The sequence below is a fragment of the Pseudomonas sp. ADAK2 TE3594 genome (assembly GCF_053628675.1).
Genome location: NZ_JBRJGV010000001.1, coordinates 6,516,784 through 6,542,129, shown reverse-complemented (window position 1 = coordinate 6,542,129; position 25,346 = coordinate 6,516,784). Strand labels below are relative to the sequence as shown.

Annotated in this window: 13 protein-coding genes; 5 read left to right on the top strand and 8 right to left on the bottom strand. The window is 58.9% G+C overall.

Features of this window, described 5'->3' with window-relative positions:
• Nucleotides 1-71 precede the first annotated feature (71 nt).
• Nucleotides 72-3,011: a bifunctional [glutamate--ammonia ligase]-adenylyl-L-tyrosine phosphorylase/[glutamate--ammonia-ligase] adenylyltransferase gene (gene glnE / locus AB7M22_RS29395; RefSeq protein ID WP_454188595.1), complete on the bottom strand. Its 2,940-nt coding sequence runs from the start codon at nt 3,009-3,011 to the stop codon at nt 72-74.
• A 383-nt stretch (nt 3,012-3,394) separates the two neighbouring features.
• Here glnE and aceE point away from each other — a divergent pair, with 383 nt between their 5' ends.
• The 5 genes from aceE (at nt 3,395) to msrA (ending at nt 13,365) form a co-directional block, all read left to right on the top strand.
• A complete protein-coding gene (gene aceE / locus AB7M22_RS29390; protein WP_454188594.1) occupies nt 3,395-6,040 on the top strand; it encodes a pyruvate dehydrogenase (acetyl-transferring), homodimeric type in 2,646 nt (881 codons plus the stop codon).
• Between the two features lie 11 nt (nt 6,041-6,051).
• Nucleotides 6,052-8,004 (top strand): dihydrolipoyllysine-residue acetyltransferase, encoded by a 1,953-nt coding sequence (aceF, locus tag AB7M22_RS29385; protein ID WP_454188593.1) that lies wholly within the window; start codon nt 6,052-6,054, stop codon nt 8,002-8,004.
• A 283-nt stretch (nt 8,005-8,287) separates the two neighbouring features.
• Nucleotides 8,288-9,685 carry an alkaline phosphatase D family protein gene (locus AB7M22_RS29380; RefSeq protein WP_454188592.1) on the top strand — a complete coding sequence of 466 codons (1,398 nt, stop codon included), beginning with the start codon at nt 8,288-8,290 and terminating at the stop codon, nt 9,683-9,685.
• Nucleotides 9,686-9,922: 237 nt separating this feature from the next.
• Nucleotides 9,923-12,616, top strand: coding sequence for a putative bifunctional diguanylate cyclase/phosphodiesterase (locus AB7M22_RS29375; protein WP_454188591.1), 2,694 nt, complete (start codon nt 9,923-9,925; stop codon nt 12,614-12,616).
• 101 nt (nt 12,617-12,717) lie between these two features.
• Entirely contained in the window at nt 12,718-13,365 is a 648-nt protein-coding gene (gene msrA / locus AB7M22_RS29370) for a peptide-methionine (S)-S-oxide reductase MsrA (protein WP_454188590.1), read from the top strand.
• A gap of 140 nt (nt 13,366-13,505) precedes the next feature.
• Here the strand turns inward: msrA and AB7M22_RS29365 are convergent, their stop codons facing one another.
• The 7 genes from AB7M22_RS29365 to putP form a co-directional block, all read right to left on the bottom strand.
• Nucleotides 13,506-14,345 carry a 23S rRNA (adenine(2030)-N(6))-methyltransferase RlmJ gene (locus AB7M22_RS29365; protein ID WP_454188589.1) on the bottom strand — a complete coding sequence of 280 codons (840 nt, stop codon included), beginning with the start codon at nt 14,343-14,345 and terminating at the stop codon, nt 13,506-13,508.
• Between the two features lie 126 nt (nt 14,346-14,471).
• Complete coding sequence (locus AB7M22_RS29360; protein ID WP_454188879.1) at nt 14,472-14,795, bottom strand: hypothetical protein; 324 nt, start codon at nt 14,793-14,795, stop codon at nt 14,472-14,474.
• A 496-nt stretch (nt 14,796-15,291) separates the two neighbouring features.
• Nucleotides 15,292-15,708, bottom strand: coding sequence for a hypothetical protein (locus tag AB7M22_RS29355; RefSeq protein WP_454188588.1), 417 nt, complete (start codon nt 15,706-15,708; stop codon nt 15,292-15,294).
• Nucleotides 15,709-15,718: 10 nt separating this feature from the next.
• A complete protein-coding gene (locus AB7M22_RS29350) occupies nt 15,719-20,503 on the bottom strand; it encodes an RHS repeat-associated core domain-containing protein (protein ID WP_454188587.1) in 4,785 nt (1,594 codons plus the stop codon).
• Nucleotides 20,503-21,240, bottom strand: a complete 738-nt coding sequence (locus AB7M22_RS29345) for a DUF4123 domain-containing protein (protein ID WP_454188586.1) — start codon at nt 21,238-21,240, stop codon at nt 20,503-20,505. Before AB7M22_RS29345 ends, AB7M22_RS29350 begins: the two co-directional genes overlap by 1 nt.
• Nucleotides 21,230-23,248: a type VI secretion system Vgr family protein gene (locus tag AB7M22_RS29340; RefSeq protein WP_454188585.1), complete on the bottom strand. Its 2,019-nt coding sequence runs from the start codon at nt 23,246-23,248 to the stop codon at nt 21,230-21,232. Before AB7M22_RS29340 ends, AB7M22_RS29345 begins: the two co-directional genes overlap by 11 nt.
• A 362-nt stretch (nt 23,249-23,610) precedes the next feature.
• Entirely contained in the window at nt 23,611-25,095 is a 1,485-nt protein-coding gene (putP, locus tag AB7M22_RS29335) for a sodium/proline symporter PutP (protein ID WP_454188584.1), read from the bottom strand.
• Nucleotides 25,096-25,346 lie beyond the last annotated feature (251 nt).

Sequence of the window (25,346 nt, the reverse complement as noted above, 5' to 3'; positions counted from 1 at the left end):
TGTTGAATGTGACGGCCTCATCGCGAGCAGGCTCGCTCCCACAGGGATATCAGGTACTACAAATATCCGTTTCAGCTTAACCCCAGCTCGCGCCAGATCCGCATGACCTGCCGTCGTTCATCCACGAACTGGTCGCCCGGTATTACGCCGGCGTCCTTCTGCAAGGCCTCCCGGTGAGCGGCGGAGCGGTAGGCCTTATAGGCTTCACGCAACAGGCTGGCGTCTTCGGCGGGCATCAGCCCGACCTCCTCCAACCCTTCCAGAATGCGGATATTGTCGGTATAGCGCAGCAATGACGGATGCGCTTCAGACCATGCCAGAGCCGCGTATTGCACCATAAATTCAATATCGACGATACCTCCGGCGTCCTGCTTGAGATCGAACGGCGCCGTGGCCTCGAAGGCATTTGCCGCCATGCCCGCCGCAGTGCTCTTGCTGCCCAGATTATCGCGCATCTTGGCGCGCATTTCGCTGACCTCCTGGCGCAAGGTCGGCAGGTCCCGCGGTTTGGCCAATACCGCCGCGCGAACCTTCTCGAATGCCTGGCCGACATCTTGACTGCCCACCAGCACCCGCGCCCGTACCAGCGCCTGATGCTCCCAGGTCCAGGCTTCGTTTTCCTGATACCGGGCAAACGCCCCCAGGGAACTCACCAGCAAACCGGACGCACCGGACGGCCGCAGGCGCATGTCCACTTCATACAACTGGCCGGAGTTGGTCTGCGCCGTCAGCAAATGAATGATGCGCTGCCCGAGCCGGGTAAAAAACTGCGCGCCATCGATAGGCTTCGGCCCGTCGGTTTCGGCCTGCGGATCGCCGTCGTGGATAAACACCAGATCCAGGTCCGAACTATGCCCCAGCTCCAGACCGCCGACTTTCCCGTAACCGACAATGATGAAGCCAGGGTCGCACAAGGTACCGTCAGTGCGCAGTGGTGAGCCGTACTTGGCCACGGTCTGGCGCCAGGCCAGGGCCAGCACTTGTTCGAGGATCGCTTCGGCAAGCCAGGTCAGGTAATCACTGACCTTCATCAAAGGCAGGCTGCCGGCGATTTCCGAGGCAGCGACGCGCAAGCGGTGCGCCAGCTTGAAATGCCGCAGGGCTTCCATTTGTTGTTCGAGATCGTCTTCGGGAATCCGCGTCAGACGCTCGCGCAATTCGGCCGCCAGTTCCGGCGCCAACGGTGGCTTGAACAGCCGGCCTTCGTTGAGCAGTTCGTCGAGCAGCAGCGGGAAGCGCGTGATCTGTTCGGCAATCCATGGGCTCGCGGCGCATAGCGTCAGCAAGCGGCGCAGGGCGCCTGGGTTCTCGGTCAGCAACACCAGATAGGCGGAACGACGCGCCACGGCTTCCACCAGCGGCAGCACCCGCTCCAGCACCAGATCGGGGCTGGCATGCTCCACAGCCTGAGCCAGCAAGCGCGGAATAAAAGCATCGAGGCGTTCACGCCCCAGGCGCTGCATGGCGCGCAATTGCGGGCTGCCACGCAGACTGGCCAAGGCTTTCAGCGCCTTGGAGGCGTCGGCAAAACCGCCCTCTTCCAACTGACGGCACGCGGCTTCCTCGTCCTGCGCCTCCTCCCACAGCGGCAGCCATTCCCCGCCGACCACCACTTCGCTCTCGGCGCCGTCTTCTTCATCGGGATCGGCAATCACCTGAGCAAAGTGCCAGGCCACCCGGCCACGCCAGTACATCAGCTGCTCGTGGAATGCCGTCCAATTGGCAAACCCGAGCATAAAGGCAATGCGCGCCTGATCCTGTTCGCCATCCGGCAGCATCTGGGTCTGGCGGTCGGCAATCGCCTGGATCGCGTGTTCGGTGTAACGCAGAAATTCGTAGGCTTCGCGTAACTCGCTGACCACCGCTGGCGGCAGGTAACCCTGACCTTCGAGGGTGCTCAGTACTTTTAATAGAGGACGCTGCTGCAGACTCAGGTCGCGGCCACCGTGAATCAACTGGAAGGCCTGAGCGATAAATTCGACTTCACGAATGCCGCCGGAACCCAGCTTGATATTGTCAGCCATGCCCTTGCGCCGGACTTCCTGCTGGATCAGCTGCTTCATGGTGCGTAGCGCTTCGATGGCCGAGAAGTCCAGATAACGCCGGTAAACGAACGGGCGCAGCATCTCTTGCAGTTGCGCGCCCGCCACTTGATCGCCGGCCACCACGCGCGACTTGATCATCGCGTAGCGTTCCCAGTCGCGGCCCTGATCCTGGTAATACTGCTCCAGTGCATTGAAGCTCAGCACCAGCGCGCCGGACGAACCGTAAGGCCGCAAGCGCATGTCGACGCGGAACACGAAACCGTCGACGGTCATCGGGTCCAGCGCCTTGATCAGGCGCTGGCCGAGACGAATGAAAAATTCCTGGTTATCCAGTGACCGTTTCACGCCGACGGTTTCGCCGCCCTCGGGGTAGGCGAAGATCAGGTCGATGTCCGACGACAGGTTCAGCTCCACGGCGCCGAGCTTGCCCATGCCGAGGATGACCATCTGTTGCGGCTCGCCGCTACGTCGCCCGGTGGGCGTGCCGAACTGCTGGCAATGGCGCTGATACAACCACTGATAGGCCTGATCGATGCTGGCATCGGCCATGTCCGAGAGGTCGCGGCAGCTCTGGATCAAATCGGCCCGGCGAGTCAGATCGCGCCAGATGATCCGCACTTGCTGGCGGGTGCGCTGGCGACGCAGGGCGCGGCCAAGTTGGTCGTCGGTTTCGGCTACGCTCACCGCCGTCGCAATCTGTGCGCACAACTCGCCCGGGGCAAAGGCGCGGTCAAGCTCGCCGGACTGCACCAGCTCCAGCAACATCAAAGGGTCACGCACACTCTGCTCAATGACAAAGTCGCTGGCGGCGGTGACGCGGGCAAATTGCGCCCAGCGCTCAGGCGTCCAGGCAGACAGGCCATGATCATCGGCAAGCGCCGCGACGGCCGTACGGAACGACTGCTCGGCACGGGTGACAAATGGCTGGAGTACGCCGGGCAGTTCGGCAAGCGAAGGGAGGCTCATGGTCTATCCTTGATCGGCGTGTGAAGGGCTGCATGTAGTGATTCGTGAAAATGCGCTACCTGACCGACTGTCGAACAAAGGTTAGAAATAGCTGAAATTTGTTTATTTTTGGCAGCGATCATCAAGCCTTCACCTTTTTTGGTTGGCAAAAGACCAACCTTAACGATTATTCTCACAACGCAGCCGGAGGCCACAAGCCAATCTTCTGTAGTTTTACTACTCGTCTATACATTCGAAAGGCTGAAATGCCCGATGATTTGTAGTAAAACTACACGCCGCCGGAACAACCTATCGGCAATCCAAGAATTTATATCGTCTGCCCACAAGGCCAGTCGCAAACTCAGGCAACCGATTCTGGAAGCCTTTCCGCCCTGGAGCAAGCCATGCAAGACCTCGATCCCGTCGAAACCCAGGAATGGCTGGACGCCCTGGAATCGGTTCTCGACAAAGAAGGCGAAGACCGTGCTCACTATCTGATGACCCGTATGGGCGAACTCGCGACCCGTAGCGGCTCGCAGCTCCCTTACGCCATCACCACGCCTTACCGCAACACGATCCCCGTTACCCACGAAGCACGCATGCCTGGCGACCTGTTCATGGAACGCCGCATTCGCTCGTTGGTACGCTGGAACGCGATGGCCATGGTAATGCGTACGAACCTGAAAGATTCTGACCTCGGCGGTCACATCTCCAGCTTCGCTTCCAGTGCGACCCTGTATGACATCGGCTTCAACTACTTCTTCCAGGCCCCGACCGACGAACACGGCGGCGACCTGATCTACTTCCAGGGCCACACCTCGCCAGGCGTTTACGCCCGCGCGTTCATGGAAGGCCGCATCACCGAAGACCAGATGAACAACTTCCGCCAGGAAGTCGACGGTCAGGGCCTGTCGTCCTATCCGCACCCTTGGCTGATGCCTGACTTCTGGCAGTTCCCTACCGTATCCATGGGTCTGGGCCCGATCCAGGCGATCTACCAGGCACGCTTCATGAAGTACCTGGAAGCCCGTGGCTTCATCCCTGAAGGCAAGCAAAAAGTCTGGTGCTTCCTGGGCGACGGCGAGTGTGACGAGCCGGAATCCCTGGGCGCGATCTCGCTGGCTGGCCGCGAGAAGCTCGACAACCTGATCTTCGTCATTAACTGCAACCTGCAGCGCCTTGATGGCCCGGTTCGCGGCAACGGCAAGATCATCCAGGAACTCGAAGGCGTGTTCCGCGGTGCTCAGTGGAACGTGACCAAAGTCATCTGGGGCCGTTTCTGGGACCCACTGCTGGCCAAAGACGTCGACGGTATCCTGCAACGTCGCATGGACGAAGTCATCGACGGCGAGTACCAGAACTACAAAGCCAAAGACGGCGCCTTCGTGCGTGAACACTTCTTCAACTCGCCAGAACTCAAGGCGATGGTTGCAGACTTGTCCGACGACGAGATCTGGAAACTCAACCGTGGCGGCCACGACCCGTACAAGGTCTACGCGGCGTACCACGAAGCGGTCAACCACAAAGAACAACCGACCGTCATCCTGGCCAAAACCATCAAAGGTTATGGCACCGGTGCCGGCGAAGCGAAAAACACTGCGCACAACACCAAGAAAGTCGATGTCGACAGCCTGAAGTTGTTCCGTGATCGTTTCGACATTCCGGTCAAAGACGAAGAGCTGGAAAACCTGCCGTTCTTCAAACCGGAACCAAACAGCGCTGAAGCCCGCTACCTGAGCGAGCGCCGTACCGCACTGGGCGGCTTCGTGCCACAGCGTCGCGCGCAGAGCTTCAGCGTGCCGACCCCGTCGCTTGACACCCTCAAGGCCATTCTTGATGGTTCGGGCGACCGTGAAATTTCCACCACCATGGCGTTCGTGCGGATCCTCGCGCAACTGGTCAAGGACAAGGAAATCGGTCCACGCATCGTTCCGATCATCCCGGACGAAGCCCGTACCTTCGGTATGGAAGGCATGTTCCGTCAGTTGGGCATCTACTCGTCCGTCGGCCAGCTCTACGAGCCAGTCGATAAAGACCAGGTGATGTTCTACAAGGAAGACAAGAAGGGCCAGATCCTCGAAGAAGGCATCAACGAAGCGGGCGCCATGAGCTCCTTCATCGCTGCCGGTACTTCGTACTCCAGCCACAACCAGCCAATGCTGCCGTTCTACATCTTCTACTCGATGTTCGGCTTCCAGCGTATCGGCGACCTGGCCTGGGCCGCTGGCGACAGCCGCACCCGTGGCTTCCTGATCGGCGGCACCGCCGGCCGGACCACGCTGAACGGCGAAGGCCTGCAACACGAAGACGGTCACAGCCACATCCTGGCTGCCACCATCCCGAACTGCCGCACCTTTGATCCAACCTACGGCTACGAGCTCGCGGTGATCATTCAGGACGGCATGAAGAAGATGACCGAAGAGCAGCAGGACGTTTTCTACTACATCACCGTGATGAACGAGTCCTACCAGCAACCAGCCATGCCGGCCGGTGTCGAGGAAGGCATCATCAAGGGCATGTACCTGCTCGAGGAAGACACCCGCGAAGCGGCGCACCACGTTCAGCTGATGGGCTCCGGCACCATCCTGCGTGAAGTCCGTGAAGCGGCGAAGATCCTGCGTGAAGAGTTCAACGTCGGCGCTGACGTGTGGAGCGTTACCAGCTTCAACGAACTGCGTCGCGATGGCCTGGCCGTTGAGCGCACCAACCGTCTGCACCCGGGCCAGAAGCCTAAGCTGAGCTATGTGGAAGAGTGCCTGAACGGCCGTAAAGGTCCGGTCATTGCGTCTACCGACTACATGAAGCTGTTCGCTGAGCAAATTCGTCAGTGGGTCCCGTCCAAGGAATTCAAAGTCCTGGGCACCGATGGTTTCGGCCGCAGTGACAGCCGCAAGAAGCTGCGTCACTTCTTCGAAGTCGACCGTCATTTCGTGGTGTTGGCAGCCCTGGAAGCCTTGGCTGACCGTGGTGACATCGAACCTAAAGTGGTGGCTGAAGCCATCGCCAAGTTCGGTATCAACCCGGAAAAACGCAACCCACTGGACTGCTGAGGAGACACTCTGTGAGCGAACTCATTCGCGTACCTGACATCGGCAGCGGTGAAGGTGAAGTAATTGAACTGTTTGTGAAGGTCGGCGACCGTATCGAAGCCGACCAGAGCATCCTGACACTTGAGTCGGACAAGGCGAGCATGGAAGTGCCTGCGCCAAAGGCCGGTATCATCAAGAGCCTGAAAGTGAAGCTGGGCGATCGCCTGAAAGAAGGCGACGAACTGCTGGAGCTGGAAGTCGAAGGTGCCGCTGCTGCTGCGGCGCCTGCGCCTGCCGCTGCGCCAGCTGCCAAGGCTGAAGCTGCGCCGGCTGCCGCCAAAGCGCCGGCCGCTCCAGCCGCAGCGCCTGCTGCTGCCAGCGTTCAGCAAGTGCACGTGCCGGACATCGGTTCGTCGGGCAAGGCCCAGATCATCGAGATCCAGGTCAAGGTCGGCGACACCGTCGCGGCTGATCAGTCGCTGATCACCCTGGAATCCGACAAGGCCAGCATGGAAATTCCATCGCCTGCCGCTGGCGTGGTCAAGGCCATCAGCGTCAAGCTCAACGACGAAGTCGGCACCGGCGACCTGATTCTGGACCTGGAAGTGGCGGGTGCTGCGGCACCGGCCGCGGCCGCACCAGCTCAGGCTGCTGCGCCTGCTGCCGCTGCTCCAGCGCCAGCCGCTGCGGCTCCGGCGGCTCCGGTTGCCGACACTGTTCAGGACATTCACGTCCCGGACATCGGTTCGGCGGGCAAGGCCAAGATCATCGAAGTGCTGGTCAAGGCTGGCGACACCGTCGCCGCCGACCAGTCGCTGATCACCCTGGAATCCGACAAGGCGAGCATGGAAATTCCATCGCCTGCCGCTGGCGTGGTGGAAAGCGTTTCCATCAAGCTGGATGACGAAGTCGGTACTGGCGACCTGATCCTGAAGCTGAAAGTCAAAGGCGCTGCGCCTGCTGCGGCCCCCGCTCCGGCCGCTGCTGCAGCGAGCGCGCCAGCTCCAGCCGCCGCAGCACCTGCTCCGGCTCCGGCCGCACCTGTTGCTGCCCCGGCCAAGCCAGGCGCCAAAGTTCATGCAGGCCCGGCTGTTCGCCAACTCGCCCGTGAATTCGGCGTCGAGCTGAGCTCGGTTAGCCCAAGCGGCCCGCACGGTCGTGTGCTGAAAGAAGACGTGCAGGTTTACGTCAAGGCCATGATGCAGAAGGCCAAGGAAGCACCGGCCGCTGGCGGCGCAACTGGCGGCGCGGGCATCCCGCCGATTCCGGTCGTGGACTTCAGCCGTTTCGGCGAAACCGAAGAAGTGCCGATGACTCGCCTGATGCAAATCGGCGCGTCGAGCCTGCATCGCAGCTGGCTGAACATTCCTCACGTGACTCAGTTCGATTCGGCTGATATCACCGACCTGGAAGCGTTCCGTATCGCCCAGAAAGCCGTTGCAGAGAAGGCCGGCGTCAAGCTGACCATCCTGCCACTGCTGCTCAAATCCTGCGCGCACCTGCTCAAGGAACTGCCGGACTTCAACAGTTCGCTGGCGCCAAGCGGCAAGGCGATCATCCGCAAGAAGTACGTGAACATCGGCTTCGCGGTCGACACTCCGGACGGCCTGCTGGTACCGGTCATCAAGAACGTCGACCAGAAGAGCCTGTTGCAACTGGCAGCCGAAGCCGCGGTGCTGGCCGCCAAGGCCCGCGACAAAAAGCTCACCGCTGACGACATGCAAGGCGCCTGCTTCACCATTTCCAGCCTCGGCCACATTGGCGGCACCGGCTTCACGCCGATCGTCAACGCGCCGGAAGTGGCGATCCTCGGTGTTTCCAAGGCAACCATCCAGCCAGTCTGGGACGGCAAAGCCTTCCAGCCGAAACTGATGCTGCCGTTGTCGCTGTCCTACGATCACCGTGTGATCAACGGCGCCGCTGCTGCACGCTTCACCAAGCGTCTGAGCGACCTGCTGGCGGACATCCGCACCATCCTGCTGTAACACCGGCCGGCCCTCCTTCACCGGAGGGCCTGTCGCGTTCCATGTTTTCCGAGCGCCACGCTCGTACCTCAACCCCGCCAATTTGGCGGGGCTTTTTTTGCCTCGAAAAATGCCCTCTTCCGAGTTTTATTCCTACACACATGGCTTACGCCGCCTACAACTCAAGTCCACTTCCGCCCGATATTTTTTGCGCGCCAATAACTAGGCTTAGTTTGGAGAATTTCTAATAGAAACCTCGACAACCTAATCTGCTTAGTTAGCATTACTTCGAATGGATTCGAACATGTTCAAACCGACTGTCGGCCCAATTATTGGCCACACTACAACTAACCATGCCCGCATTTTCTTGCGCGGCGAATTACAGAATGACGCCTTGGTATTTGCAGGCATCCGTTATCGACGCACCGGCGAGGACCACTGGTCCAAAGGCGTATTTGTGAAACTGACAATCTTGCGCGATATGTCCGATGTGATTGCCCTCAACGACCTTGCCACCGATACCGACTATGAATACCAGGCGGGCTGGTTCAGCCCCATGAGCCCGGTGCATACCGTGGAGACGGCTCAGGAACTGCCGCTGCAATGGCCGCGGGAGATCTATCGCTTTCGCACGCAGTCCAGCAAAACCACCACGCCACGGGCTTATATCGTCGGCTCATGTCGTTACCTGCGAATGACCGCCGGCGTTGCGTCGGCCCCGCATGTGGGCGACCGGATCTTTGCCTCGATCACAAACCTGGCGGAACACGCCGAACCGCCCATCAGCGCCATGCTGATGACTGGCGACCAAATCTACGTCGATGACCTGAACCTCGTGGCCCCCGACCGGGAATACAAGGACATTCTCAGCAAATACCGCACGGCTTTTTCTCAGCCTCATATATCGGCGTTAATGTCCGGCGTGCCAACTTACATGATCCTCGACGACCATGAAATTGAAGACAACTGGCCAGCCAATGCAAGTAAGAGTGACATTCACTTATACAAAAATGCCATGGCAGCGTATGAGCTCTATCAGGTCAGCCACAGCCCCGTACATGAACTGCTTGCCAACGGGCAAGTAAACAGAGCACTGCTGCCGCACTATTGGTATCAATTCACCGAGGGCGATATCGAATGGTTTATCACCGACAGCCGAACCCGACGCAATCTGTCGGCCAGCGACCGGCGCATTCTTGATGAAGAACAGGAACAGGCGCTGCTCAAATGGCTGATCAACAGCCCGGCCCGGGTCAAATTCGTGGTCACCAGCGTCATGTTCTACCCCGATCGCAAACTTAACGGCGATGACGCCTGGAAAGCCTTCCCGGAACAACGACTACGGCTGCTGGAGACGATTCGTACGCACGGCATCAAGAACGTCTTCTTCATTTCCGGTGATGTCCACGGCTCGCTGACCAGCCGCCTGACTCACAGTGAGGTACCGGACTTCGAAGTTCACACCATCGTCTCTTCACCACTGTGCAACAGTAAACTGCTGCCGTATGCCAAGGCATCGACCTTCATCTTCGACCAAGCGTTAGCCCGAACGGCCGCGGGAGATTATCGGCATGAGCTGACCAGTGAGGTAATCAGCCAGGATAATTTCGCGCATCTGGTCGTCGATGCTGAACAGGTTCGCGTCAATTATCACGATCGGGATGGCAACCAACTGCAGTCGATAACCATAAAACTGCGTTGACTCCGGAAAAGATCGCGGCCTTGCAGGAGCTGCCGAAGGCTGCGAGCTTTTTGACTCACAACATTACTTTCGACCCCTCGCTGGAGAATTCTTCACACCTGCCGACATATTCTTATAGCACTTGGCCTTCATGTCTCTTGTCAGTCGGTGTCGCAATGATGCAACCTTGCCGCAGACAACAGTAAAGAGGGCGAGAGCCCGGCGCGATCAGCATATTCGAAGCGAGTTTCCCTCTATATGAAGAGCCAACCCGATGCCGCCAGCCGTATGGTGGCCGAGGTAGTGACGCAGTTGCCTGTGCCCTCGCGGCTCGGCATGCTGCGTTTCGAACGGCTGAATGAACCGAGCTGGGCGCTGCTGTTTCTCGACCCCAATTGCGAACGACAGTTCGGCCTGCCGGCAGTGGAACTCTGTGCTCTGGTCGGCTCGCCCTATGCCAGCCTGATGGAGCCCGAAGCGCGCTATCAACTGCACGACACGATCCAGCAGCAACTCACCAATAGCCCGCATTACCTGATCCGCTACACCTTGCACACCGCCGCAGGGGTACTGAGCCTGCTGGAACTGGGCGAAGCTTACAAACAACACAATCGACACCTGCTACGCGGCTACCTGATGGTGGTAGACGGCCTGTTCATCGATGAACCGCTGCTGCCGGCGCTGGATCTGGAAACCCAAAACTCACGCCTGCAAATTGCCCTGGAACTCAATCAACGCGCCCAGCAGGAACAACTTCAGCACCTGGACCGGGTGCGCGCCCAGCAAGATCTGATTCTGTTGCTGACCCGCCAGCGCTACAGCACCAACAACTCCCTGCAAGAAGCCGCCGAACTGATCACCCGCAGTGCCTGCGATATCTATGAGATCGACTGCGCCAGCCTGTGGAACCTCGACGGTTCGCTACTGACGCCGATCTCGGCCTATCACCGCGCCACCCGCAATCACCAACTGCCGGAGCCGATCGATGCCAGTGGTTTCCCCGATTACCTCGAAGCCTTGCACACCGGCCGTGCCATCGACGCCCACAACGCCATGCGCGACCCGCGCACCCGGGAAATAGCCGAGAGCCTGCGCCCGCGCGACGTCAACGCCATGCTCGACGCCAGCATCCGCGTCGACGGCCAAGTGGTCGGCGTGCTCTGCCTGGAACAGATCGGTGCGACCCGCGCCTGGCAGTCGGACGAAATCGCCTTTGCCGGCGAGCTGGCCGATCAGTTCGCCCAGGTCATCAACAACCACAACCGCCGCACCGCCACCAGCGCCCTGCACTTGTTCCAGCGTGCGGTGGAGCAAAGCGCCAACGCCTTTCTGCTGGTCAATTGCGATGGCGTGGTGGAGTACGTCAATCCAAGCTTTACCGCAATCACCCAGTACACCACCGAGGAAGTCCACGGCCAGCGGCTGTCGGAACTGCCGGCACTGGAAAACCTCAGCGAACTGCTGTTCGACGCACCGTCGGCGCTGGCCAAGAGCAACAGCTGGCAGGGCGAGTTCAAGAGCCGGCGCAAAAACCTCGAACCCTACTGGGGCCAGCTGTCGATTTCCAAGGTCTACGGCGACAACCGTGAGCTGACGCACTACATCGGCATCTACGAAGACATCACCCAGACCAAGCTCGCCCAGCAGCGCATCGAGCGCCTGGCCTATACCGACAACCTGACCAACCTCGGCAACCGCCCGGCGTTCATCCGCAACCTCGACGAACGCTTCGCCCGAGACAGCGACACGCCGATCAGCCTGCTGCTGGTGGACATCGACAACTTCAAGCGGATCAACGACAGCCTCGGTCACCAGACCGGCGACAAACTGCTGATCAGCCTGGCGCGACGCTTGCGCAACAGCCTGAGCCCGAGCGGCAGTCTGGCGCGCTTCGCCAGTAACGAATTCGCGGTGCTGCTGGACGACACTGACCTCTCGACTGGCCAGCAGGTCGCCAACCAATTGCTGGCAACCCTCGACAAACCGATGTTCGTCGACAACCAGTTGATCAGCGTCACCGGCTCCGTTGGCCTGGCCTGCGCGCCACTGCATGGTCGCGACCCTCAGACGCTGATGCGCAACGCCGGCTTGGCGCTGCATAAGGCCAAGGCCAACGGCAAGCACCAGGTGCAGGTGTTCACCGAAGCGCTGAATGCCGAGGCCAGCTACAAACTGTTCGTCGAAAACAACCTGCGCCGCGCCCTGACCCAGAACGAGCTGGACGTGTTCTACCAGCCCAAGCTGTGCCTGCGCAGCGGTCGTTTGCTGGGCATGGAAGCGCTGCTGCGCTGGAACCATCCGGAAAAAGGCATGATCCGCCCGGACCAGTTCATCAGCGTCGCCGAAGAAACCGGGTTGATCATCCCGATCGGCAAATGGATCGCCCGCCAGGCCTGCCGCATGAGCAAAGACCTGACCGCCGCCGGCCTCGGCAACCTGCAAGTGGCGATCAACCTGTCGCCCAAACAGTTCTCCGACCCGGACCTGGTAGCGTCCATCGCCAACATCCTCAAGGAAGAAGAGCTGCCGGCGAACCTGCTGGAGCTGGAGCTGACCGAAGGCCTGCTGCTGGAAGCCACCGAAGACACCCACTTGCAGCTCGACCAGCTCAAGCGCCTGGGCCTGACCCTGGCCATGGACGACTTCGGCACTGGTTACTCGTCGCTCAGCTACCTGAAAAAATTCCCGATCGACATCATCAAGATCGATCGAAGCTTCATCCATGAAATCCCGGACAACCAGGACGACATGGAAATCACCTCCGCAGTGATCGCCATGGCCCACAACCTGAAACTCAAGGTCGTGGCTGAAGGCATCGAGACGGCCGAGCAGCTCGCCTTCCTGCGCCGCCACCGCTGCGACGTCGGCCAGGGCTACCTGTTCGACCGACCGATCCCGGGTTCCGAGCTGATCGAAAAGCTCAAACGCTACCCGCGTGGTCCGATCGCCTGACAGCACACCGCTCCCACATTTTGGGTAGTGATTAACTTGGCATCATTGGGCACACTGGTGGTCTGTTTATTTACATCTCAACCTGACTGAGAGGACTGATCATGGTTCTGCGCTCGGAAATCCTGGTGAACAAAAACGTGCTCCCGACTAAAGAACAAGCTCTGCCTGGCCGCGAAACCCCAATGACCGTGCCGGAAAAACACTTCGTCCACGACGCCCCGCTGCTGGGCCCGTTCGCGATGGACGTGGATTTCGCGATCTTCGGCCTGGGCTGCTTCTGGGGCGCGGAGCGCAAGTTCTGGCAGCGCGAAGGCGTGGTCAGTACGGCGGTGGGTTACGCCGGCGGCTTTACGCCGAACCCGACGTACGAAGAAGTCTGCTCGGGCCTGACCGGTCACAGCGAAGTGGTACTGGTGGTCTACGAGCCGGCAAAAGTCAGCTATGACGAACTGCTGAAGATGTTCTGGGAACTGCACAACCCGACCCAGGGCATGCGCCAGGGCAATGACATCGGCACCCAGTACCGCTCGGTGATCTATGCCACCAACCCGGCACAATTGGCCGCCGCCAAACACAGCGAGCAAGTGTTCCAGGCCGAGTTGACCAAGGCTGGCAAAGGCACCATCACCACCGAAATTGAAGAAGCGCCGACGTTCTACTTCGCCGAGGCGTATCACCAGCAGTACCTGGCGAAAAACCCTGAAGGGTATTGCGGGATTGGCGGTACAGGCGTGACTTGCCCGATCTGATTTTCGGGCCCTAAAAGCATCGCGGGCAAGCCCGCTCCCACAGGCTTTATGTTTGACCCCATTTTTGTGATCGACATAAATCCCTGTGGGAGCGGGCTTGCCCGCGATGGCGTCCTATCAGACGCCACTCATGCAATTGATTAACTCTCAGCAATCAACCAATCCATCTGCCACCCACCCTGGGTCTGCCCAAGCTTCTTGGACAACCACGGCAGCAACTCACGCAATTCCTCTTCAAGCCCCCATGGCGGATTGGCAATCGCCAGCCCCGAACCATTCAGGCTATTGGGCGTATCCAGCGGATGCACCAACAACTCAACCCGCAACAACTTCGGCGCGCCCGTGCCAGCCAGGTCCTGATAAAAACGACGCAACATGCGCTGATCCTTCACCGGGTACCAGATCGCCGCCACCGTCTGGCGCATCCGGCCAATCGCTTCTTTCAACGACGCCGCACAACGCTGCATCTCATCAAGCTGCTCAAACGGCGGATCAATCAACATCACCGCCCGCTTCTCCTGCACCGGCAACATCGCCCGCGGCACATGCCAGCCTTCGCCCAAGTGCACCTTCACCCGACGATCGCCGGCCATGTTGTCCTTGAGCAGCAAGCCATCTTCGGGGTGCTTCTCGTTGAGCATCAGCCGATCCTGCGGCCGCGTCAGACGCCGCGCCAACTCCGGCGACCCCGGGTAATAGCGCAACTGGCCATCCGGGTTCATGTCGTGCAGCACCTTCATGTAATCGGCAGTCAGCTCCGGCAAATCCGGCTGATCCCACAACCGCGCGATCCCTTCCAGGTACTCACCGGTACGGCTCGCCTGATCGCCCTGCAGGTCATACAGACCAATGCCGGCGTGGGTGTCGAGATAGGCAAACGGCTGCTCCTTGCGCGACATCAAGGCGATGAGGCGGGTCAAAGTCAGGTGTTTGAACACATCGGCGTGATTGCCGGCATGGAAGGCGTGACGATAATTCATGATTGCTCCTGCGAAGGCCGGGAAGTTTACCTTGTACGGCGCCGAACGTCAGGGGTTGGTGGCTGAGCGGGCGTTCTGCCCACTGATCGTTCCCACGCAGAGCGTGGGAACGATCTTGCAGCAGCCTTACTCCGAAGGCCGAGCCCGCAATCGCCGTCCAATCACATCCAGCACATCACACCCATCCCGCAACGGAATGGCACACAGCAACGCAAAATCACTAAGAATGAACGACTCACACTCAACCGAACCGCGCATCGACATGTTCTCCAGCACCTGCGTGACGGCGCGAATTCGATAGCTGGCAGCGTCGTATAAAACATCGAGCGGCGCGTGGGTATCGACGAACAGGGTGGGCATGTCGGTGCAGTTGCTGGTGAGGGCCATGAAGCGGCTGTTGGGGTGGGGGATTGGTTTTTCGTAGGGAGGATCGGGGTGAAGTGTTTTCATTTTCAAATTCCAGAGGCAGTAAATAGGAACTGCCATCAGCCTTCCTACAGGCTGGGGTGGCAGCTATGCGCGGGGTAGGAATATCGAGGCCTTTGGAAAACTCGACCACACCGAAGCGTGCCCGCGCACAGCCGCCGCAACTGATCTTACGGACGCACGTTAACGGCCGCAAACCTAGCTTTGACGCCAATACATTTCCAACGACTTTGAAGGGTTCCTACACCCCGCCACTGAGTATTCAGTGACCACCAGAGACTATCGATGGAAAACATTTCGCACCAGTTCATGGAAACCGCTACGAGTTGAAGGAAACTTCCGACGACCCTGCCCAGAAATTTCGCTGCCTGTAAGACCGCCTTCTCGGGCAGCCTCGCTCCTACAGGGTCGAGTCAGACCGCCAAAAATGGTAACGCCCCCAATTCTGTAGGAGCGAGGCTTGCCCGCGAATTGAGCGCGAAGCGGTCATAAAATCTATCTGAGTCAGAGATCGCAAGCCTTACCAAGTTGATTGATCTTCGAGGCTGGCTTTATGAAGGTCGTCTTTCCACTCTTCGCTTGCCAATCTATATATGTCTTCAAAAAAGCCCCGTGGATCATCTATTTCTGTTTCATCCCAAGCGAGAGCATGATACTCGTCATAGTCGCTTTCGAACTGTGTAGAAAAGTCAAAATCTGGCTGATGCAAAATCTCGTCAAGCATCTTAAAAATTAAAAATCTGTGACGATAGGTTAAATAGTCAAAATCTGAAATTATGAATTTTCTTATTATTTCTTCTCTGTCTTCCTGCTTATTAGGGTTGTAAACCCACAAAGCCTCGCCAAGCGTTTCTTCTCTGTCATAGATCGATATTCCGGCAAGAATGTAGGAAAGCTGAGGCTCATATGGGGTATCTACAAACGGATGCGTTAACATTTTATTTACCCTATCGAGGAAATGCCGTAAACGGACGTTTCACATTCTTCCTATCAAACTTTATTTCCGCCCCATCAAGTGTTTCTACATAACGAGGATTATCTAAATCTTTATTATTAGGCTTGTATCCACGTCCTGCGCCCGGTAATTCCATTCGAACATAAGGATTTTGCTCACCGTCATAACCAGTTGGCTCGGGTACATCACCTTGCATCTTAGACAAAGCATAATCTATCGCGCGGAATTGCATCATCCAGCTACGGAACTGAGAGCTTGGTCTGATCGGGCCTCTCACACCTTTCTTCGTCGGATGAGACCCATCAATTGACCTCTGTTTTATCGCTTTATCACTTATTTCTGGACCATGCTTTCCCACCGAATGCATTTTATATTCTCTCTCCCACTTTAATACCTGACGCTTGGCTTCTTCCTCTGTTTTAGGTTCAGGGTAAGTCGCCTTAGGGAGCGCTGGAGCACCCTGATTTACGGCAGGCTTATCAGGATCTGCTGGGGACGGACAGCCTACCTTTTTCTTATTTTTCGGTGGTGGACAGTTCGTCGAGTTCAACCCCAACGGATCAACCCACCCCGTCGGATTCGGCGTGTACTGATACTGGTTCAGTCCACCCGCCAACTTGATAGGATCCGGTGTCAGATACCGACCAACCTCCGGATCATAGTACCGATGCCGGTTGTAATGCAGGCCGCTCTCCGCATCGAAGTACTGCCCCTGAAACCGTAACGGTTGCTCGAGCTGCTCTCCCCCGCCGAACGCCAGACGCGTGACCTTGCCGTAGGCGTTGTACTTCGCCGACCAGACGATCTCGCCACCAAAATCGGTCAGTTCTTGCGGCGTCCCCAGGTGATCGAGTTGGTAGTAGAACGGGCAAGCCTTGCGCGGGCCTTTGCCGTCGAGCATGGCCAGCGGACGAAAGCTGCCCGGTTCGTAGACGTAGCTGCGGTAGTGTTCGCGGCTGCTTTCGGCAATGAGGTTGTCGCCTTGCCAGAAGAATTCGGTGGTGTGGTCGTCGACGGTTTTGGCGATGCGGCGGCCGAAGGCGTCGTAGCGGTAACTCGCACAACTTCCATCCGACAACGTGACGCCAACCAAGCGGTGCTGGCAGTCGTAGCGGTATTCGGTGACGAGTTTCTGTGCGGTACCACGGCGTTCGCGGATCAGGTTGCCGAAGGCGTCGTAGTCGTAGTGACGATCGCCCTGCATCAATAGGCGATTGCCTTTAACGGTCGCCAAACCGGGACGGTCCTGCATCAGCAGGTTGCCGGCCGGGTCGTGGGCGAAGCTTTCCGGCGGCTCGTCGCGGGTGTGGCGCACGCGAGTCAGGCGGTTGAGCGGGTCGTAGTAATAACTGCGTTGGCCATGACGGCTGTCGGCGATGGTCGCCAGGTTGCCGTTCACCGCATAGCTGTAGTGGCGCATGTACAGCGGTCGGGTTTGCTGGTTGATCGCGTGGGCTTTTAACCGGCCTTGTTCGTCGTAGTGGTACTGGCTGGTCAGTTGACCTTGTTGGCGTTGTTGTTCGCGGCCAAAGGAAAATTGGTGGGTGGTGAGGCGCGCGCCGTTGAGGTCGATGGCCGTCAGCGCGCCGCCCTTGGCGTGGTGATAATCGAGTTTGCTGCCGTCCGGCAGGCGCAGACGACTGAGTTGGCCGCAGGCGTCGTAGCCGTAACGCAACGTGCCCCAGCCCTGGTGTTCGGTGATCAGCCTGTCCTGGGCGTCGTATTCGAACTCCAGCGGGTGATCGTGGCCATCGTCGACGCTGATCAATCGGCCAAGGCGGTCGTAGCGATACTCGACCTGGATGCCGTCGGGCAGGGTCTTGGTCAGCAAACGCCCGGCCGAATCCCGTTGATAGCTGGTAACCAGTTGCGAACCGTCATCGCCGAACTCGGTTTTCTCCAGCAGCTGCCCGTTGAGATCGTAGGCATACGCCGTGCGGCGGCCGTCGACGCCGGTTTCCTGTCGGATCAATCCGCCGGGGGTGTAGTCCAGCCGATAGTGTTCGCCGGCTTCGTTTTCGATGTCCGTGAGCAGCAGCTGCGCGTTGTCGTAGCGGTACTGGAGCTGGGTGCCGTCGGGGTTGATCCGGCGACTGACCAGATGCAGATCGTCGGCGTATTCGTAGCGGGTGACGCGACCCAGTTCGTCGCGTTCGGCGGTGATCTGGCCGTAGGCGTTGTAGCTGAACCCGCGACTGGCGCCGGTCGGCAGGGTTGTCTGAATCAGTTGGCCGATGGCATCCCATTGGTAGTGGGTGAGCGCACCGTGTTCGTCCTGACGGGTCGTCTGCCGGCCCAGCGCATCGTAGGAAAAGCGCCGCTGACCGCCGTCCGGCAAGGTCTCTTCTAGCAACTGGCCCAAGGCATTCCAGACGAACACATGCCGACTGGTGTCCGGGTAGCGGATCGACAGCAGCTGACCTTTGTCGTCGTAGTGATAGTGGGTGACCTGTCCGCCCGGATCGGTCTCTTCGGTGACGTCCCCCTGCGTGTTGCGCTGATATTTCCACACCGCTTTGCCGCGATAGCGCGCATGCAGGAAACCGTTGCGGTACTCGTAGGCCGTTGGCTCGTCTTGCGGCGGAATCAGCGCCACCAACCGTCCGACTTCGTCATAACGGTATTCAGTGACGGCCCCCAGCGGATCCTGCTCGGCCACCAAGCGGCCCTGTTCGTCATAGGCCTTGAGCTGTTCGCCGCCATCCAGCTCGACCTTGCGCACCAGCCGCGCCCGGTCGTCGTGGACGTAAACCTCTTCACTGCCATCGATGTTCTTAACGGTGACACTGCCCTGGTCATCCCAGACGTAACGCGCGTCCATCTGCGCAAACGACGCCCAATGGCGGATGCAGCGCGCCGTCTTGCCGGACCGTTCCCACTCCCAGAAAAAACTCGCCCCACCGGCCAGTTGCCGTTGCAGAATCACGTGCTGGTCGTCGTAGTCGTAACGCTCGCTTTCACCGGCGGCGTTGGTCGCTTCGATCAGTTGATCGCGTTCGTCGTAGCCGTAACTGACCAGTGTTTGCTCAGTCTTCCAGGACTCATCGAGGGTCTGCGCGGGGACAAACACCTGGTAGTCGACGCCGATCAGATGGGCGCGGTCATAGCGCAACAGCAAGGCACGGCCGGCGCCGTTGTCGAGGCGCTGGATGCGCTGCTGGCGGTCGCGGGCGATGCGCAGGCGGTTGTTGTAGGCGTCGCTGATCGCCGTCAGCCGACCGTTATGAAAGTGGTAGAAACGCGCGTCGTCGCCAGCCTGGGCGAGGATCAGTTCCTCGGGATCATCACCGAGATAAATCGCCGCGCGTGACAGGCTGTTGTGGATCGCCGGGCGTTCGCGGTTTGGCAGCGGAAAGGTGGTGCGGCGGTTTTCGTGGTCGATCCAGATGACGGTGTCGCCGTCGATTTCCAGGCGATGGGCGAGCGAATGACTCCAGCCAAAGCCCAGCCCGCCATCGATCTCGGCGGCGCTGGTGCGATAGAGCCGGGTGAAGTCGAACGGCAGGATCCCGTCCAGCGAACCGTCGGTGAGGGTCAGCAGTTCTTCGCCGGTGACCATCGATACCGGGCATTTGTTGGTCGCGGTTTTATCCGCGGAGTCGGCGCTGTCGCCGTTGGGGTTGGTGGCCTGCTTCGAGGCGTCGTCGTGGGGTTCGTCTTTTTTCAGCGTGGTGTTCTTGCGGCCATTCCAACGCAGTTGCATACGACCCTTTTTCAGTCCCGCTGCAACACCGCGCGCGGCGACTTTCTTATAGCGGTCGACGTACTCCATGAAGTTGTTGATGATCGCGACCATCGACTTCACGAAGCCCATTACGGCCTGAAAAATCTGCGCGCTGTACTTGGCCAGACGCACCGTCAGCCAGGCAATGCCTACCCCAACGACACTCAGCACCACGCCAATCAACAAGTCGATGACCAAACCGACCACAACCTTGGAAATGGCTTCAGCCGAGGCCCCGGCAAGTTGCGAAGGTGGCAATGTTTCGAGCCATAGCACCGCGGTGCGTACCAGCAAACACAGTGCTGCCTCGTCGCTGGCCAACAACATGGCCTTTTCCATTTTGTCTGGGGCAGTAACGGCCAGATTGGCGAGTTGACTGGCACTTTCACCGAGCTTTTCGGCGAAGGCGTTGGGGTCTTTCAGGATGTCGGTGAGTTCACCAATGCCATCCCAAACAGCCTGAATCGCTGCCCAACTTCCCGCCAGCATTCCATTGCCCACTGCCGCCAATGGAGCTGAAGCCGATTGCTGCGACCACTGCGGTCTGAACCCTTCCCACTCCTTGCGCAGCCAGCCTTCCAGCTCTGAGGTCAAGCCATCGTAGGACGAAAAAAGATCATCGATTTGAGCCGGGGTAACTTCACTCTGGACATGAACACGGTAGAACTTGCCGGGTAAGCCTTCGAATTGTCCTTGACCGTTTTTATCGAGCGTCACAGGCGTCGACTTGCCGCCATCCAGGGCAATCACATCGACCTGAATATTCCCCAGCGGAATGTCGTAAACCGACTCGAACTTGCTCTCGATCTCCAGAATCCCGCTCTTCGGGCACTGCGCAAGACTGGAGAAAAAATCGTCATCACGACTGCTCACCGCGGTGGTGGTATTACCAAGTTTTATGAGCCGTTCCATGTCCATCAGCGAGGGCATGTCCGCAGCCCGACTGACCTTGTCCGCATTCCTACTCAAGAAACTGCCGAGTTGCTGGCGATACAAACTCAACGTGTCTTTGAAACCATCAAGCTCCTGCTCGATACGTACGATCTGATCCATCAGTTCAGCTCCGCCATCAGGTAGTCCACCAAAGCTGTTTTGGGTGCTTGAGGCAGGTCCGGTGTTTCAAGAAAGATCGCAACCTTGTGGCGCAAGACGCTTTCGGAAAACGCCTCAAAAAGATCAGGGCGTTCCTCGCTCAACCACTTCACCAAGTTGTTGATGCGGGTTGTTGCGGACTCTTCGGCGAGGTGTTTGAGCAGCGATTCAGAAACTTCCCACCACGGAAAATCCCTGGCGGTTTTCAATGCACTGCCGCCAATATCGAGCGATTGCCCATTGATCAAACAACGGTCAATGACAGGCATTAACTGCGTGGCGTTAACGTCGGCAGACCGAAGAATCGACAGCAAATAACGCCCATCCCAGAAGCGAAAAAACACCGCATCGTTGTTTGGGAAAAGAACTTGAGTGAGGCTGCGCAAATGCTCGACCAGCCCTTCTTGAGACGCAGAAGAAACCGCCAGCCAACCCCAATCGCGGGACTCGGTCGTAGCGACCCACCCCAGAAACTCACTGCCGACAGCGACGATTCCGACATAGGGCATCACCGCTTCCCACTCGGCATACGCGGTGTCGGCCCAGATCGGGCTCGGCGCTTGAGCGGTGATCGAGCGTTGCCAGGCTTTGAACGGTTCAGCCGCACTGGCACTGCTGAAAATCGCGAACAGTTGCTCCGACGGTTTCAGTGGCTCGCGTTCCAGCCAGGCGTGAGGTGACAAGGCATCAGGCAGCACAAACACCGCCCTTGCAGCGCTCGCACTCTTCGCAGAATGGCGCGTCGCTTTGCAGGCTGAGTATTTGTGCGGCACTGAGCAGCGCCGCCGGGGCGGCGGCGAGTTTCAACGGAACATCCGGCAGGCTCGGCGCAGCGGCCATGGCCGCCATCGGTGCACCACCGACCACAATCGGCACGCTGCTGAAAATCCCGCCCGGCCCGATGTTGATCCACTGCCCGCCCGCCTGAATGGTCGCGCTGGCACCGCCGTCGATGACCACTTGCTGGCCGGCGCTGACGTGAAATTGCTGACTGGCGTTGAGGGCCTGACTGGTCACGCGAATGTGCCGGTCGCCGACCACTACCAAGTGATCGTCCTGCCGCACTTCGGTCTGGCGCTGACCGTGGGTGATGCGTTTTTCGTCGGCCTTTAACTCATGGCGGGCGGTGCCGGTGACGACGATGCTGCGCTGGTTGTCGACCTGCACCTGTTGATCGTTCAGTACATGCTGAGTCCAGTTTCGCTGGGCGCGCAGGTAGATTTCCTCGGCGCCTTTGCGATCCTCGATGCGCAATTCGTTGTAACCGCCGCCACCGGGACTACTTTGACTGCGGAAAATGCTGCGGGTCTTGTCGGCTGGCAAATCCAGGGGCACCGGGGTCGCGGCGTTGGGCAGGCACCCCATGACCAGTGGCTTGTCGGCATCGGCGTCGACAAACCCCACCAGCACTTCCATGCCGACGCGCGGAATCATCACGCTGCCGTAGCGGTCATGCGCCCAGCCAGTGGCGACACGCAGCCAGCAACTGGAATGCTCGTTGAGCCGACCGTCGCGATCCCAGGCAAGTTGAACCTTGACCCGACCGTACTCGTCGCAATGGATTTCGCTGTCAGCCGGGCCGGTGACCATGGCGGGCTGATAGCCGAGCATGCGCGGTTTTTCTGGCCCCAGTGGCGGGCGAAAGGAAACATCCCACGGCGTCGCCAGAAAGGTATTGCGATAGCCCTGGAAATCATCCGGGCTGTCGCTGGTGGCCGACTCTTCCAGCACCTGCGGCTGCCGGCCACGGTGTTCGATTTCGGTGATCAACCACAGGTCATTCCACGTCTGACGCGGGTGTTCGGCGAGGTGTAGGAAATGCCCGCTGACCAAAGCCGATTCATCGCCGCGACCTTCGGCCTGACGGTAATCCGCGCCGTGGCGTTCCAAGGCCCGTTGCGCCAGATGCTTGCCGTGTTCGCGGTCGGTGAATTGGCCGGGGAAGTGGTAGTCCTCAAGCACTGGTCGCTGTTCGCTGTCGAGGCGGCTTTCGAGTTGCAAACGCGGTTTACGGAAGTCGTAGTCCCGGCGAGTGACCGCCGTAGTGCGGGTTTCCAGGCGCACGTTGAAACGCTTGATCGCTGGCGCATCCGCCGCCATCCCACTGCCTGGCAGGTACAGCGTCGGTTCAGGCAGCCGTGGGAAAACCGTCTGGTCATCGCCGAACACCAACAGGTGCCCATCTGGGCTGTGCTGGAAATGGTAGTGAATGCCGATCTCGGCACACAGACGTTGAATGAATGCCAGGTCGCTTTCGGCGTACTGCACGCAGTACTCGCGCTCGGGGTAGTCGCTGCCGAGCCGGAACTCGAAGGCATCGCGCTGGATGCCGTGGTCTTTGAGGATTTGCGTGACGATCGCCGGCACGCTTTTATGCTGGAAAATCCGCTGATTGATGCGCTGACCGAGATACGCCAGACGCGGTACGAGACTGATTTGATAGCCCGTCAGACGTTGGCCGGAATCGCTCTGGCCTACGCGATAAATCTGACCGTGAATACCGGAACCTTGTGCATCGAAACTCAGAAACGCCTGACGGTGCAGCAGGCTTTCGAGTTCGAGGTCTGGGCGCTCGCTGACCAGTTCCAGGTCAAAGCGATAGGGTTGGCTGATGGCTTCCTTGCCCGTGAACTCAAGTACCTTGAGCTCATTCTGGACGCCGTCGAGGGTCAACGTGAAACGCGGTTGATTGGCAGGCGCGAACATCCGATGTGTCTCTGCAGAATGAAGGCGGGCGATTCTGCATGAGCGACAAGGGGTGTTGACGGAGGGACAAGGAAATCAGATTTACCCTACTTTTTTAGGGATTTTTCCTTCATGAATCGGGTTGTTTGGCTACAGACATTCCCCTCAGAAGTAGTGTGTTGCAGCGGATGGCCTCTTCGCGGGCAAGCCTCGCTCCTACAGTGCTGCGGCGAACACAAATCCTGTAGGAGCGAGGCTTGCCCGCGAAGACGGCATCAAAAACACCAACCCTTTTCCTGCAAACCAAAAAAAACGGCCCGCCTCCATCAAGGAAGCGGGCCGTTTTCATGTCGGCAACAGATCAGAGCCTCAGCTCATTCCCATCACTTGTTCAGGCGGAAATCTGCCTCGGCAGCCGCAAAGCGCTGAAGCATGCCGTGAGTCGGCGCGCCCAGTTTGCTGACGATGTAGATCGCCAGGCTGGCGAAGATGAAACCAGGGATGATTTCGTACAGGCCCAGCAGTTCGAAGTGTTTCCAGACGATCACGGTGATCGCGCCGACCAGGATACCGGCCAGTGCGCCGTTGCGGGTCATGTCTTTCCAGATCACGGAGATCAGGACAACTGGACCGAACGCAGCACCGAAACCAGCCCAGGCGTAGCTGACCAGACCCAGTACACGGTTTTCCGGGTTTGCGGCCATCGCGATGGCAATCAGCGCAACCAGCAGCACCATGGCGCGACCGACCCAGACCAGTTCAACCTGGGAAGCGCTTTTACGCAGGAAGGTTTTGTAGAAGTCTTCGGTCAGGGCACTCGAGCACACCAGCAGTTGGCAGCTCAGAGTACTCATTACCGCTGCCAGAATGGCCGACAGCAACACACCGGCAACCCATGGGTTGAACAGGATTTTCGCCAGTTCGATGAACACGCGCTCGTGGTTTTCGCTCACGGGCATGGCCACGGCAGGGTTGGCCGAGAAATAAGCGATACCGAAGAAACCTACAGCAACGGTGCCGCCCAGGCACAGGATCATCCAGGTCATGGAGATGCGACGGGCGTTGGCGATCGACTTGACCGAATCCGCGGCCATGAAACGCGCCAGGATGTGCGGCTGGCCGAAGTAGCCCAGGCCCCAGCCCATCAGCGAAATCACGCCGATGAAGGTGGTGTTTTTCAGCATGTCGAAGTTGCTTGGATCTTGTGCTTCGATCGCCAGGAACGTGGTGTCGATGCCGCCAGTCGCCAGCAGCACAATGATCGGCGTCAGCAGCAAGGCGAAGATCATCAACGTAGCTTGTACGGTGTCAGTCCAGCTCACTGCCAGGAAACCACCGACAAAGGTGTAGGCAATCGTCGCCGCGGCACCGGCCCACAGCGCTGTCTCGTAGGACATGCCGAAGGTGCTTTCGAACAGACGGGCACCGGCCACAATGCCGGAAGCGCAGTAGATGGTGAAGAACACCAGGATCACGACCGCAGAGATGATCCGCAGCAGGCCGCTTTTATCTTCAAAACGGCTGGAGAAGTAATCCGGCAGGGTCAGCGCATCGCCGTTGTGCTCGGTCTGCACGCGCAGACGGCCGGCAACGAACAGCCAGTTCAGGTAAGCACCGACGATCAGGCCGATGGCGATCCAGCTTTCGGAAAGACCGGACATATAGATAGCGCCTGGCAGGCCCATCAACAACCAGCCGCTCATGTCGGAAGCACCGGCAGAGAGTGCGGTCACGACGCTGCCCAGGCTACGACCGCCCAGGATGTAGTCAGAAAGGTTGTTGGTGGAGCGATAGGCCATGAAGCCGATCAGCACCATTGCTGCGATGTAGATCACGAACGTGATCAGGGTTGGATTGCTTACGCTCATTGAGTTACGCCCTGGCATTGTTTTTATGTAGCAGCGGCTGGTGAACCGCTCGCAAACGACGACGTTTGACAGACGATTCGGGATCCCGCGCATTTATGACTGATGTTTCCCCAGGAAAGCCATCAGCCGGCACACCGATCTTTTTGACCGGTTGCACCTTGGCCGCGAATGCTATTCAACAAAGCAAATAAGGTGCAACCAGTTTCGTTCGAATAAGTTGCACCTAGTCGGATTTTCTTGAAAAGGGTCGG

Coding starts and splice junctions, on each gene's coding strand:
- glnE (WP_454188595.1), bottom strand. CDS start 3,011: ATGAGCCTCCCTTCGCTTGCCGAACTGCCCGGCGTACTCCAGCCATTT.
- aceE (WP_454188594.1), top strand. CDS start 3,395: ATGCAAGACCTCGATCCCGTCGAAACCCAGGAATGGCTGGACGCCCTG.
- AB7M22_RS29380 (WP_454188592.1), top strand. CDS start 8,288: ATGTTCAAACCGACTGTCGGCCCAATTATTGGCCACACTACAACTAAC.
- AB7M22_RS29375 (WP_454188591.1), top strand. CDS start 9,923: ATGAAGAGCCAACCCGATGCCGCCAGCCGTATGGTGGCCGAGGTAGTG.
- msrA (WP_454188590.1), top strand. CDS start 12,718: ATGGTTCTGCGCTCGGAAATCCTGGTGAACAAAAACGTGCTCCCGACT.
- AB7M22_RS29365 (WP_454188589.1), bottom strand. CDS start 14,345: ATGAATTATCGTCACGCCTTCCATGCCGGCAATCACGCCGATGTGTTC.
- AB7M22_RS29360 (WP_454188879.1), bottom strand. CDS start 14,795: ATGAAAACACTTCACCCCGATCCTCCCTACGAAAAACCAATCCCCCAC.
- AB7M22_RS29355 (WP_454188588.1), bottom strand. CDS start 15,708: ATGTTAACGCATCCGTTTGTAGATACCCCATATGAGCCTCAGCTTTCC.
- AB7M22_RS29350 (WP_454188587.1), bottom strand. CDS start 20,503: ATGGATCAGATCGTACGTATCGAGCAGGAGCTTGATGGTTTCAAAGAC.
- AB7M22_RS29340 (WP_454188585.1), bottom strand. CDS start 23,248: ATGTTCGCGCCTGCCAATCAACCGCGTTTCACGTTGACCCTCGACGGC.
- putP (WP_454188584.1), bottom strand. CDS start 25,095: ATGAGCGTAAGCAATCCAACCCTGATCACGTTCGTGATCTACATCGCA.